Source organism: Liquorilactobacillus sicerae, assembly GCF_029916425.1.
Taxonomy (GTDB): Bacteria; Bacillota; Bacilli; order Lactobacillales; family Lactobacillaceae; genus Liquorilactobacillus; species Liquorilactobacillus sicerae.
The window spans coordinates 26,313-39,686 of the sequence record NZ_JAHAVQ010000013.1 but is presented as its reverse complement, the minus strand read 5'-3'; the positions used below and the strand labels follow the sequence as shown (position 1 = coordinate 39,686).

12 protein-coding genes are annotated in these 13,374 nt (G+C 37.9%); all 12 read right to left on the bottom strand.

The genetic code is table 11. The annotated features are described in order from the left end of the window. Window positions 1-21 precede the first annotated feature (21 nt). Window positions 22-621, bottom strand: a complete 600-nt coding sequence (gene kdpC, locus KH893_RS08870) for a potassium-transporting ATPase subunit KdpC (protein WP_281165799.1) — start codon at window positions 619-621, stop codon at window positions 22-24. Window positions 622-638: 17 nt separating this feature from the next. Continuing rightward, window positions 639-2,711 (bottom strand): potassium-transporting ATPase subunit KdpB, encoded by a 2,073-nt coding sequence (kdpB, locus tag KH893_RS08865; protein ID WP_427860181.1) that lies wholly within the window; start codon window positions 2,709-2,711, stop codon window positions 639-641. Between the two features lie 15 nt (window positions 2,712-2,726). Then, entirely contained in the window at window positions 2,727-4,499 is a 1,773-nt protein-coding gene (gene kdpA / locus KH893_RS08860; protein WP_281165798.1) for a potassium-transporting ATPase subunit KdpA, read from the bottom strand. Between the two features lie 105 nt (window positions 4,500-4,604). Then, a complete protein-coding gene (locus KH893_RS08855; RefSeq protein ID WP_281165797.1) occupies window positions 4,605-4,871 on the bottom strand; it encodes a hypothetical protein in 267 nt (88 codons plus the stop codon). A 1,173-nt stretch (window positions 4,872-6,044) separates the two neighbouring features. After that, the gene (locus KH893_RS08850; RefSeq protein ID WP_427860178.1) at window positions 6,045-7,271 is read right to left on the bottom strand and encodes an NRAMP family divalent metal transporter; all 1,227 of its coding nucleotides are present in this window, start codon (window positions 7,269-7,271) and stop codon (window positions 6,045-6,047) included. Between the two features lie 8 nt (window positions 7,272-7,279). Then, entirely contained in the window at window positions 7,280-8,047 is a 768-nt protein-coding gene (locus KH893_RS08845) for a LamB/YcsF family protein (protein WP_281165795.1), read from the bottom strand. Between the two features lie 80 nt (window positions 8,048-8,127). Beyond that, complete coding sequence (locus KH893_RS08840) at window positions 8,128-8,925, bottom strand: putative hydro-lyase (RefSeq protein ID WP_281165794.1); 798 nt, start codon at window positions 8,923-8,925, stop codon at window positions 8,128-8,130. 15 nt (window positions 8,926-8,940) lie between these two features. After that, on the bottom strand, window positions 8,941-10,257 hold the full coding sequence (locus KH893_RS08835) for an acetyl-CoA carboxylase biotin carboxylase subunit (RefSeq protein ID WP_281165793.1): 1,317 nt from the start codon (window positions 10,255-10,257) through the stop codon (window positions 8,941-8,943). Window positions 10,258-10,268: 11 nt separating this feature from the next. Next, complete coding sequence (gene accB / locus KH893_RS08830) at window positions 10,269-10,718, bottom strand: acetyl-CoA carboxylase biotin carboxyl carrier protein (RefSeq protein ID WP_281165792.1); 450 nt, start codon at window positions 10,716-10,718, stop codon at window positions 10,269-10,271. A 35-nt stretch (window positions 10,719-10,753) separates the two neighbouring features. Next, window positions 10,754-11,764: a 5-oxoprolinase subunit C family protein gene (locus KH893_RS08825; RefSeq protein ID WP_281165791.1), complete on the bottom strand. Its 1,011-nt coding sequence runs from the start codon at window positions 11,762-11,764 to the stop codon at window positions 10,754-10,756. Then, on the bottom strand, window positions 11,764-12,510 hold the full coding sequence (gene pxpB, locus KH893_RS08820; RefSeq protein WP_281165790.1) for a 5-oxoprolinase subunit PxpB: 747 nt from the start codon (window positions 12,508-12,510) through the stop codon (window positions 11,764-11,766). Before pxpB ends, KH893_RS08825 begins: the two co-directional genes overlap by 1 nt. Before the next feature lie 316 nt (window positions 12,511-12,826). Next, window positions 12,827-13,018 carry a metal-sensitive transcriptional regulator gene (locus KH893_RS08815; RefSeq protein WP_281165789.1) on the bottom strand — a complete coding sequence of 64 codons (192 nt, stop codon included), beginning with the start codon at window positions 13,016-13,018 and terminating at the stop codon, window positions 12,827-12,829. Window positions 13,019-13,374 lie beyond the last annotated feature (356 nt).

Sequence of the window (13,374 nt, the reverse complement as noted above, 5' to 3'; positions counted from 1 at the left end):
TGTAAGCTGTCGTTGACTTTTTTATTGAACCCGTAGTCTATCCAAAGCCAAGTTAACTTGCAGAACATTAACTCTTGGCTCTCCTAAAATACCAAGTGTCCTTTGCTTGGTATACTGATTAATGATTTTTTGAACAACTGTCGTTTTTAGACCCCTAGCTGCTGCAATACGTTTCACTTGATATTTAGCTGCTCTAGGAGAAATATCTGGATCTAAGCCACTGCCGGAATTAGTTATTAGATCAACTGGGACTGAATGATTCCTTTCTTGTGGATCGAGTTGTTGAACAACATGTGCAGTTTGTTTTATAGTCGTTTGATAACTATGATTATCTGGACTCATTTGTGAAGCTGTTGAATACATTGTAGTATCGCCACCAACCCCATTTAAATTACCCAAACTAATATTCATTTGACGTCCCCAAAGGTATTTTCTGCTAGTAAAGGGTTGCGCTATCAGTGAAGAACCTTTCACTTTATTTTTCTCAGTAATCAAACTTCCATTAGCTTGCTTTGAGAAAAAAGTCTGTCCGATCACAGTAACCACTTCAGTATAAGCAGCACAAATTAGCGTAATGACAATCAGTGCCAGTAATGATTTTAAAAACAATTTTCCTAACATTATGAATCCCCCCGTAACTAAAGCAGCTGTAAGACAGCAGTCATAACCAAATCAATCAATTTAATTCCAATGAATGGGACAATTATCCCACCTAACCCATAGATTAGCAGGTTATGCCTTAGCAGTTGACTAGCTGCTACTTCGCGATAACGAACACCTTTGAGTGCTAAAGGAATTAAAGCGACAATAATCAACGCATTAAAGATCAAAGCTGATAAAATTGCACTTGTCGGACTGTATAAATGCATAATATTAAGTAAATTCAACTTAGGATACAGTCCGACAAACATCGCAGGAATAATCGCAAAGTACTTAGCAATATCATTTGCAATAGAGAAGGTTGTCAAACTACCACGTGTCATCAATAGTTGTTTACCAATTCTTACAATTTCAATGAGCTTGGTTGGCGATGAATCCAAATCGACCATGTTTCCGGCTTCTTTAGCTGCCTGTGTTCCAGTATTCATTGCAACTGCTACATCTGCTTGAGCTAGAGCTGGCGCATCATTAGTCCCATCACCAGTCATGGCAACTAAATGGCCCTTTTTTTGATATTCGCGAATAGTTTTTAATTTGCTCTCTGGCGTAGCCTGTGCCAGAAAACTATCAACACCAGCTTCAGCCGCAATTGCTGCCGCAGTTATCGGATTATCACCCGTAATCATAATTGTTTTAATTCCCATTTTTCTTAAATCAGCAAATTTTTCTTTAACTCCCTTTTTAATAATGTCTTTAAGGTAAATTACTCCTAAAATGACATTATTCTTACAGACTACTAGCGGAGTCCCACCTTTTTGTGAAATATTTTTCACTATTTTTTGACAATCTTCACTTGCTCGACCCTTTTTTTCAAGAACATATTCCTGAATACTTTCGGCTGCCCCCTTGCGAATAGCATCCCCGGCATAATCAACCCCACTCATTTTAGTTTGAGCAGAAAATGAAATAAATTTTGCCTGATTGGCCTGAAGATTTTGTTCACGCAGATTGTATTTTTCTTTTGCTAAAATTACAATTGATCGCCCTTCAGGAGTTTCATCTGCTAAAGATGCTAATTGAGCGGCGATTGCTAATTCTTTCTCAGAATGACCGTCAACAGGAATAAACTCTGACGCCCGCCGATTACCTAAAGTTATTGTCCCAGTTTTGTCCAATAACAAAACATCAGTATCACCAGCAGCTTCAATTGCTCGGCCACTCATAGCTAGGACATTAGCCTGATTTAAACGACTCATCCCAGCAATTCCAATCGCTGATAATAAAGCACCAATCGTTGTCGGCGCTAAACAAATCAACAATGCAATCAACCAAACAATGGATAATGGGTTATGAATACCATTGATTCTTGATGAAAGAACGGCATATGTGTAAAGCGCAGCAACAACTAAGACAAAAATTAACGAAAGTGCCACCAGAAATAATTCCAAAGCAATTTCATTGGGAGTTTTTTTTCGATTAGCACCTTCAACCATTCCAATCATTTTGTCTAAAAAGCTATTGCCAGCTTCTTGTGTTACCTTTACAACAATCTGATCTGACAAAACAGTTGTTCCTCCTGTCACCGCTGAGCGATCACCGCCCGCCTCACGAATTACTGGAGCAGATTCGCCAGTAATTGCACTTTCATCAACCGATGCCGCTCCAGAAATCACTTCACCATCTGCAGCAATTGTTTCTCCTGCTGCTACTATAAAAAGGTCACCACGTCTTAAATCACTCCCGTTGATCATCTGAAATGCTGTGTCCGTTGGATGGATAACCTTTTTTGCTAAAACAGCTCTTTTTGACTTTTTCAACTCCGCTGCTTGAGCTTTTCCACGTCCTTCCGCAATTGCTTCAGCAAAGTTTGCAAACAGGCAAGTTACCCATAAAATCGCAGCCACTGTAATAACAAAGCCGCTACTAACAATTCCATCAGTAATTCCTAAAAATGAAATTCCTGATAAAATAGTTGTTGTTACTGCTGAGGCATAAACTAAAAACATAACGGGATTTTTAATCTGAATTGATGGTTTTAACTTAATCACCATTTCAATTAAGGCATCTTGAAGCATTTTTCTATTAAACATTGATGTGTTATTTTGTTCCATAATTAATCAACCCCCTTATTTCTTTAAAAAATCGGCAATTGGTCCCAAAGCCAAGGCTGGGAAGAAACTTAAAACTCCAATTATCAAGATCACAATGATTAGCATAAAAATAAAGGTTGGACTAGTTGTTGAAAGTGTGCCTGAGCTGCTTGCAACTCTTTTTTGTTTGCTCATATTGCCGGCAATTGCCAGCATGGCAACTATTGGTAAAAACCGAGAAATAATCATTGCTACTGCCAAAGCGATATTCATCACAATCGTGTTTCCATTAAAGCCACCAAAACTTGATCCGTTGTTGGCTCCAGCTGATGAAAAAGCATATAAAAATTCCGAAAAGCCATGAGCACCTGAATTCTTCAGACTGCCTAGAGTTGTTTTAAGCATTGCTGGCACGATGCTAGTCAGTAAAATTGCGACCGGCGTTGACAAACAAGCAATAACTGCCATTCTCATTTCATATGGCCCAATTTTTTTGCCTAAATACTCTGGTGTTCGGCCAACCATTAGTCCTGCGATAAAAACGGTTAATATGATAAAGCCAAGCATTCCATATAAGCCAGAACCAACACCGCCAAAAATCACTTCCCCCAACTGCATTAAAGCTAGCGGGAGTAGACCACCAAGTGCACTAAAACTGTCTAATGATGCATTCGTAGCACCACTTGAAGTTGCCGTCGTGATTATGGACCAAATCGCAGAACCAGGAACGCCAATTCGAGTTTCCTTACCTTCCATTGCTAAGTTACCAATATGGTTTAAGATAGTTCCTTGCTGTTCAAAAATACCTTCTACAATCACTGCAACAAGAAATAATAAAGCCATCGTCGTAAAAATTGCCCACCCAACTTTACGCTTTTCAATAACTTCGCCAAAGCTAAAACACAATGCCATTGGTATTAAAAGCATAGCCGTTGCTTCAACTAGATTTGAAACTGGGGTTGGATTTTCATATGGATGGGCAGAATTAGCGCCTAAAACACCACCACCATTGGTTCCTAATTGCTTAATTGCCACTTGTGAAGCTTGTGGGTAAAGAGGCAACGTTTCTTTAGTAATAATTTTTGCCTTTTTAATAAGATGTCCATTTTCTGTCACTTGATGTTGCTTAAGATTAATTTTCGCACCATAAATTAATTTATTTTCTTGATTAAGTGCCACTGGTTCGGTTAATTTAATAACCCGATTTCCTGTAGTAGATTGTGGAACGCCACTAGCTAACAGCATAAATGAAATCAGCAAACTAAGTGGTAATAAAATATACAAAAATATTTTCGTTAAGTCTCTCCAAAAATTCCCAACATTACTAACCTGGGTTCGTTTAAATCCGCGTATTACCGCAAACAAAACAGCAATTCCTACAGCTGCTGAAGCAAAGTTTTGCACGGTTAAGCCTAGTGATTGTGAAAAATTAGACAAAGTGCTCTCACCAGAATAAGCTTGCCAGTTAGTGTTTGTTACAAAACTGACTGCCGTATTAAATGCTAACGACCATGAAAGACCTGCAAAATGTTCTGGATTTCCTGGTAGGTAATTTTGAAATTTCAAAATTACTATTAAAATCAAAAAACTTACCAAGGAAAACATTAAAACATTTAATAGATAGCTTTTCCAGTTCATTTCTTTTTTTGAGATGTGAAACCAACGATAAAATCGATGCTCAATTGGTTCAATCACAATACTCATAAAATTGTGCTGACCTGTAATAACTTTCGCGATATATTTTCCTAAAGGTATAGCTAACACAAAAGGTACAATAAGGTATGGTAAATACTGCATCCAAATTGGCATCTAAGACTCCCCCTTAACCAAAACATAAATTAAATATACTAGTAAAAAAATAGTTAAAATCGTTCCCAATATTAAAATCATTTTACTCACTTCCCATTATTCTCATTAATTATCTGCCAAAAGACCTATAACCTTTTCCCAGAATTCTCTTATTTCTGTTGGGACACAGTCCGAAAAAACATAGTCAATTTGTAATTCTTGCTGTTGATTAAAGTGATAAATAATTTCAATATCTGGTAAAAGAAAGTCTCCTGCTGTACTTCGAAGTGCTCCAGAAGCTTTATGCCTAACTTGGACTTTCATTTTTTCGAGTGCTTGTTGCCGATCAACTTTTAAATTAATTCCCTTGATTAAATATTCTTCAACAAACATATTTTTCACCTCCAGCTTTAATGCATAATCGTATCCTACGCTCATCGCCGTTAAAACAGTGTTAAGATTCCGCCGCTGCTGTTAAAAAACGCAACATTTCAAAAAATCCTTAACAAGGCAAAAAATTAGTATTATTTAAGTGGTCTAAAAAAATTAAGTTAGGAGGATCCATAAATTTACTCTAGGGAGATCAGTCAATGACTTTTTGTCAAAAACTTGGTTTAAAATATCTATTATTCCAAGGAAAATTGGCTTGGAAAATAATTCTGTATTAGTCGCTACAGTGCCTAACACTGATGCATAGAACTTATTGGTAGTGGCAGTCAAGCGGCTAAACAATTAAAAATCATCGTTCAAGAGACTCGTCAACTAACTCAAAAACCGTTTGGAATTAATTTGATGCTGCTAATCCAGCTAACATCTCTCATAGTTAAATGTAGTGAAGATTAAAGTTTTCGCTGTATTTTATAATTTAAAAATTGTTCAAAAGATGCTGTAACTTCCAATTTAACGAGTTAATTGCTGAAGACATCAAAGCTGGCTGTCACATTGAAACTAAAACAACCTTTGCTTTAATCCCACAAATTACAGCTATCAGTGACTTGCTTGTTTTGAGTGCAGGAGGAATATATGATTATCGCGGTTTCCAAGCAGCTACAATTCTAGGTGTCGCTGGAGGTCCAAACTGGCGACCTAGAAAATGCCGTTTTTATGGCTGGGCAAGTAGCTGATCGAATTATCCAGATCGAATCTACAAGAAAAAATAATTCAACGAATAATTCCGTTAGAGTAAATTTATAGTATGAAAAAGGAGTAGATTTCTCTACTCCTTAAAAAGACATCTTTAATTTTTGTGATTATTAGCTGTAATTTACTTACTTAAGATTAAAACTTAATAATATTGAAGAATCCCCGTAATAACGAGGATTCTTTTAATAAAAAAAGCCCCACAATAGCAGGAGGCTTTCAATATTATTAACTTTCCACCTTTAGATAGTCTATTAAAGTTAATTGCTGTCAAGAACGTAGATACTTTTTCATAGAATTTTCTTCGATGAATTTTAATTGAGCAACACCATTCGTCAATAGATTCAAAGTGTTGTTAGTTTGACAGACAGTGAAACAAAAAGCTGAGGTCTAAAAATAGTAAACCATAGTTTTTAATTCTGTGAACTATAATAATTCCATCACAGTTTGAATGCTGGCATATGCCATAAATAAGACAACAAACCAGCCTGAATAAAACAGCCACTTAGGATGCTGATAACTACCTACTATCTTTTTATGATGACTTGCCAATAAAATAATTGCCAGTGCAATCGGCAAAACAAAACCATTAGCTGCACCAACAAAAACTAAAACTTTGGCGGGTGAACCAACAAAGTAGAAGATAATTGTCGAAATGATGATGAAACCAACAATCAGGGATCTACGATATTTTTGATAAAAGTTACCATTTTTACCAACTGCATAATCTAAAAATGAAGTCGAAGTAAATGATGAACCAATAATTGACGTCATACCAGCAGCAAAAAGGAGAATGCCAAAGAATTTGTAACCAAAATTACCAGCTGCATATTTGAAAATTGAAGCTGCTGGATTACTTGCATCCAACTTAAAACCAGCAACTACAACTGCTAATCCAGCTAAAAATAGTAATACTCTGATGACTGAAGCTACAGCAATTCCTGTTAAAGCTCCCTCATTAACATATTTAATATTTTCTTTTCCCTTTAAACCACCCTCAAGCAAACGGTGCCCTCCAGAAAAAGAAATATAACCACCAACTGTTCCACCAACAATTGTAACAATTGCATAAAAATTGATCTTTGTTGGCATAAAAGTGTGAACTGCCGCTTGCTGGTAGGGTACAGCCATAATACAAATAATATAGATCAAAATTGCTACTTTAACTACCGCCAATAATTGAACTGTTCGATCCATAACCGTCATGGCATTTTTGACCACAAAAATAATAATTGCCAATAACCCAGCAATGATCGCTCCATTTTCTGGAGATATACCAAATAAAACATTCAAGCCTAATCCAGCACCACCAACGTTACCAATGTTAAAGAATAACCCACCAACTGCCACAAGGAACGATAAAAAATATCCTAATCCGGGCAAAATCTCATTAGCTAACTTTTGTGCTTTTTGACCACTAACAACGATTACACGCCAAACATTCATTTGAACAATGATATCAAAAATAATACAAATTAGAATGGCAAATCCAAAATTAGCTCCCATTTCACCCGTAAATGTTGCTGTTTGTGTCAAGAAACCAGGTCCTACGGCTGCCATTGCCATCAAAAACGCGGCGCCCATCGCAATGCTGCGGGGCGATCGTTTTTTAGTTGTTAAATTCTCTGGTGTTTTTTTATCATTCATTTGCATTCTCCTTCTTACTTGACTGCTGCGACAAACTTAAATTTTTGCAAAATAACATTTTGATGGAGTAAGTCTTGACGCAAGTATTCAACGATTGCTAAAGCTGACTGGTTATCACCATGAACGCAGACGGTATCTGGCTGCAACTGGACTTTTGTGCCATCAACTGCGGTTACAGTCTGGGTCTTGACCATCTCTAAAACATGAGCTGCTACCAGCTTTGGGTCAGTAATTACAGCATTTTTTAGGCTACGGGGAACTAAACTACCATCTGGCATGTAATTACGATCACCGAAAACTTCTTGTGCATATGGCAAACCAATTTCTTGAGCAGCTTTGATCAACTCACTACCTGCTAAGCCGTAAATCGGCAATTGTGGATCAACGGTTTGAACTCCTTCACAAATTGCTAAAGCTAAAACATGATCTTTAGCTGCCATATTGTATAAAGCGCCATGCGGCTTGACATGATGCAGTTTATGATCTTTAGTAAAAGCCTGCAATGCTCCAACCTGGTACATGATCAGGTGCTTGACTTCAAGCGGTTTTAATTTCATTTGTCGCCGCCCAAAACCTTGCAAATCTGGATATCCAGGATGAGCACCAATTCCAATATTAGCGTTTTGAGCCGCAGCAACTGTTTTTGCCATTACATCTGGATCCCCAGCATGAAAGCCACAGGCAACATTGACCGATGTTACTAATTTAATGACTTGCTGATCTTTTCCTAACTGATAACGTCCAAAACTTTCGCCTAAATCACTGTTCAAATCGATCCTCAATTGATTATCCCTCCATTTTGTTTTTTATTACTTTCATAATTAATCCGTGACCAACCCCTTATCTCTTAAATTCAGTAAGCTTATTGATACTTCAAACTGACATTTTTAATATCAGTGATCAACATATGTCCGGGAGCATGGGTAATCACGAAATCTGGTTTAGTTTGCATGATAACATTTTGTGGCGTAACACCACATGGCCAGAAAACGGGAACTTCACCGGCCTTGATTGTTACGGCATCTCCATAATCAGGATGCAGCAAATCATTGATCCCAATTTTTTTTGGATCACTAATTTGAATTGGAGCACCATGGACTCGTGGCATCGCAGCTGTCACTTTAACTGCAGTCACCACTTGTTCTTCTGGAATTGGGCGCATACTCACAACCATATTCCCATGAAAGCACCCAGCTGGATCTAATTTGATATTGGTATTATACATTGGTACGTTAACACCCTCTGTGATCTGGCGAACTTCAATTCCAGCAGCAATCAACTCAGACTCAAACGAAAAACTGCAGCCAATGATAAAGCTGACTAAATCGGCACGCCAATATGAGTCGATGCTAGTAACTTCTTTTACTAATTTTCCTTGCCGATAAATCCGATATTTAGGAAAATCATTTGCTAAATCAATGTCTTGAGCAAAATGGTGCAACTTGCGACTACCAACATCGCTAACCTCCAAGACGGGACATGGTTTAGGATTCCTTTGGGTAAACAGTAAAAAATCATACGCTAAATTTTTAGGTAGGATCACCAGATTAGCTTGCGTATAACCAGCAGCTAATCCGCTTGTCTGACCAGTATACTTTCCTTGACGAATCAAATGTCGCAACTGAACGGGGCTTAGTTTCTTCAAATCTGTTTTATCCAATAAAGATTCCTCCCTTCAAATACCTGAGCTTAAATGATCCAACCAATTAATATCGGTATTCTCCTGCTGAAAATCACTTTCAGCTAAAACCTGCAATAAAAAGTTCAAATTGGTTTGAATGCCGATAATCGCTGTCTCGTCTAAAGCCAATTGCAGGCGTTTAATAACTTCCTGGCGACTTTGGCCATAAGCAATAATTTTAGCAATCATTGAATCATAGTCAGGCGGAACTATATAGCCTTGATAAAGTGCAGTGTCAACTCTGATCCCCAAACCACCAGGCAGATGCAACCCACTGATTTTACCAGCTGAAAAAGCATTGATTCGACACTCCATCGCAAAATTCGCTGTCTTACTATTCATTTCTTGAGGCAAATGTTCTTTGTTCGCAATTTTTAGCTGCCACTTAACTAAATCAACCCCGCTAGTCAATTCGGTGATCGGGTGTTCAACTTGAATTCGCGTATTCATTTCCATAAAATAAAAATGCTGCGCATCAGCCAATAAAAATTCAATCGTTCCAGCTCCGGTATAGTGAATCTGCGCGGCAGCTTTAACCGCAACCCCTAAGATTTTTTGCCGAATTTGCGGCTCTAAACAAATTGCTGGTGCTTCTTCAATAACTTTTTGATGATGCTGCTGAATTGTACAGTCGCGCTCGCCAACTGCCATAACCTGGCCGTAATTGTCAGCCAGAATCTGAACTTCAATATGGCGCGGATGAGTTAAATATTTTTCAACGTACATATGCCCATCACTAAAAGCATTTTGAGCTTCATTTTGTGCCAAAGAAAATTCATGCAAAAACTCTGCTGCAGTTTTTATTACACGCATTCCTTTGCCACCACCACCGGCACTAGCTTTAAGCATTACTGGAAACCCACATTTTTTTGCAGCTGCTAAACCAATTCTTGCATCGGTAAATTCCTGATTACTGCCTGGAGTTACCGGAACACCAGCCTGCATCATTGTTTGTCGTGCAGTCGCTTTTTCACCCATTAAATCTATTACCTCAGCTGATGGGCCGATAAAAGTTAAATTAGCCTGTTTGCATTTCTTAGCAAACTCAGCATTTTCCGATAAAAATCCATAACCCGGATGAATCGCATCAGCATGGGTTAATTTGGCCGCCGTTATAATTGCAGCTTGATTCAAATAGCTTTTAACTGCTGGCGCCGGTCCAATGCAGATTGCTTGATCAGCTAACCTAACATGCAGTGCCTTTGCATCGGCAGTTGAATAAACAGCAACTGTTTTTAAATTCAGTTCGCGGCAAGCACGAATAATTCGAACCGCAATTTCACCGCGATTTGCAATCAAAACTTTTTTCATGCCTCAAAACCTCACTTTAGGATTACAAATAACGGCTGATCATACTCAACCGCCGTTCCGTCAGTAACAAGAACTTTAATTACTTTGCCAGCTGTTGGACTTCTGATTTCATTCATCATTTTCATTGCTTCAATGATCCCCAACTGCTGACCAGCTGTTATTTGATCACCAACTTGAACAAATGGCTTGGCTCCTGGTTTGGAAGCCAGATAAAAAGTTCCAATAAAAGGTGCCTTGACGATTTCTTCATTTGCCGTTTGATCTTCTTTTTTAGCGGCCGTCATATTTGATGAAGATTGGTGGTCTTTAACTGTGGTAGTCAAGCTTTGCGTTGAAGGAGCTTGAATTACTTTTGATTGCTTTTCCAAAACAATCTTTTCATCTTTATTTTTAATTTCTAATTTAGTCAATCCAGCTTGCTTGAATGCTTTGATCAAAGCTGATAACTCTGGAATTTCCATTAATAAATTCACTCCTCAATTTAATGTTGAACAAATTATTTGAAAAGTTCTGCTATTCGGCTGCCAGCAGCCTGTTGTGGCCCAATTGGCTGCTGATAACGCGCTTGTCTGAATTGCACTGCTAATTGGTGCAACTTTTCAGTTTCTTTTTGCAATAATAAAGTCGCCGTTGTCGTTGATACTGGTTTGAACCTTAACTGTTGTTGATTATTAGCCTGAATTAATTTATCCAGATCTGCTAAACAAACCGTCCCAATTACCGGGTAACCACCAGCTGTTTGACGATCTGCTAGCAAAACAATTGGTTGACCACTGCGAGTAACTTGAATGTTGCCAGTTACTGTGCCTTCTGACAACATACTTTGCGCCGGAATCGGCAAAACTGGACCAGCCAATCGATAACCCATGCGATCAGCTTGTTGAGAAATATAAAAATGCCCTTGAGTAAAGAGTTGTTGCGCTTTTGGTGAAAACTGTTGCCACTGTGGACCCTTGACAAAACGAATCGTTAATAAGTTTTCTGTTGGATGGTTGACAACCAATTTTCGTCGTGCCAAGCTTTTCAGCTGGTAAGTAGCTTTTATTGGCAACTGATCAGCTGCTTGCAAATTTCGACCATTTATTCCCCCTAATTGGATGCGAACTGAAGTTGAACGGCTGTTAAGGATTGGTTTTGTTAAAATTCCACCCTTAATTGCCAAGTAGCCAAAACGTCCATTAGTAATCGGTTTAAATTTTAAAATAGCTCCTGGCATAACTTGATAGGCTCGATTCTGTTCGAGCAATTGATCATTAAGCCAGGCTTGGCAGACCCCACCAGTAATTGCAATGAAAGATGAAACATTAAATTTAAGATCTGGTCCCATGATCATAAATTCAATTGCGGCAGCATTCGCTTGATTATCCACTAACAAATTTGCTAGTCTAAAAGCCACTTCATCAACAGCTCCGGAAACAGGCACACCACTGTCCTGATAACCCCAGCGACCTATGTCTTGAATTGATGAAGCCAAACCTGGTCTTAAAATTTCGATTGAAGAAAGCATTATTCTTCACCTCGATCTTTTTTAATGTAAGTTTTAAATTGATAATCTCCTCGAATTGCCTGTTGTTTGATTTTTTCAAATTCCGCAACTGAAACAGCAATAAATTTTAGCCAATCACCAGCGTGATAAAATGGCACTGGTGACTTAGGATCATATAATTTTAGCGGTGTTTGACCAATCAGCCGCCAACCGCCAGGAGATGTAACTGGATACATTCCAGTCTGTTTGCCTGCAATACCAACACTTCCAGCGGGAATTTTTAAACGCGGTTTAGCTAAGCGTGGCATGGCAATTTGATCTTCAACAAAGCCAGCATAAGCAAAGCCTGGTAAGAAACCTAGCAGATAAATATAGTACAACTGACTAGTATGCATCTTGATGACTTCATCAGTCGTCACGCCAGCAAATTTGGCAACATCAATTAAGTCTGGCCCAAATTTGCCACCGTAACAGACTGGAATTTCAACAACCCGCTTTAAAATAGTTTTCTTGGCTTCTGCCAGATGAGCTGCCAAAAAATCCTGCACCCAGAATTTAAAAGCTTGAAAATCCGTCTGAAACGGATCAAAATCAATCGTCAAAGTATGATAAGCGGGAATTAGGTCCATAATTTCCGCCTTATTCAGTTTTTTTAACTCGTCAGCCAAAGCATGAATCAACTGATTCTGGGCAACGTCAATTTTTTCTGGAAAATCAATCATTATCGCACGCTCACCAACTGGTATAACTTTATAATCTAAATTCATTTTAGTCACCTAATTTAGAATTTTTATTCATTAATAAAAGACAGCTTCAACTCATAAATCGAATATATTAAAAAGCAATTAAATATAATTATACAGTATGATTAAGGTATTTACTTTTTGAACAGCGAAATTTTAATAAAATACTTTAAAAACAAAAAAAAACTGTTTTTAAATTAATAAAAACAGTTTTTTATGAGACTTACTTTTTTTTAATAACTTAGTGAATAATTAATCAGCTCCGCCAGACCTCAGCAGCTATTTTCTTGATAAATTCAAGCTTTGCCCTTGTTGATCCTCCGTCAAAAGGTTTCAATTTCTATCGTGTTTTAAGCAAAATCTTCAGTGCTGCTTGGATCTCAGGGCCATCCCCAATTTTTGAATCTGTCGTTTCTTCATCAACTTCAACTTTCAAATTTTCCAAAGCAATCCAGCCAAGGACTTTGTCAACACCTGATTTAACTGCCAGCAGTTGTGTTGTAACTGAACTACAGTCAGCTTGATTATTCATCGTTTTGAGAACTCCGCGAATTTGTCCTTCAACTCTTTTTAAGTCGATTAACTAATTCTGGATCACACTGTAAGCTAACTCCAACCTTCTATTCTTATCAGCATTTACCCCAAAGATATACTAAAAACTATTTGTCTGTGCTACTCCAGCATGATAAGTCAGTCACCATCTAAATTTTTGACTTAAAAACCATGATTGCGTAAAATATGCTCAGCTAAATAACTCCGCTGACCACTTTGGCAGGCTGTAATAATCAACTATTTTGGTGGTAATTCTGCTTTTACTTTAATTTACCGGTACTTTTATATTCCTGATGCCAGTGATGCAAAGCACCAACAGAAGGGTATCCTAATTAA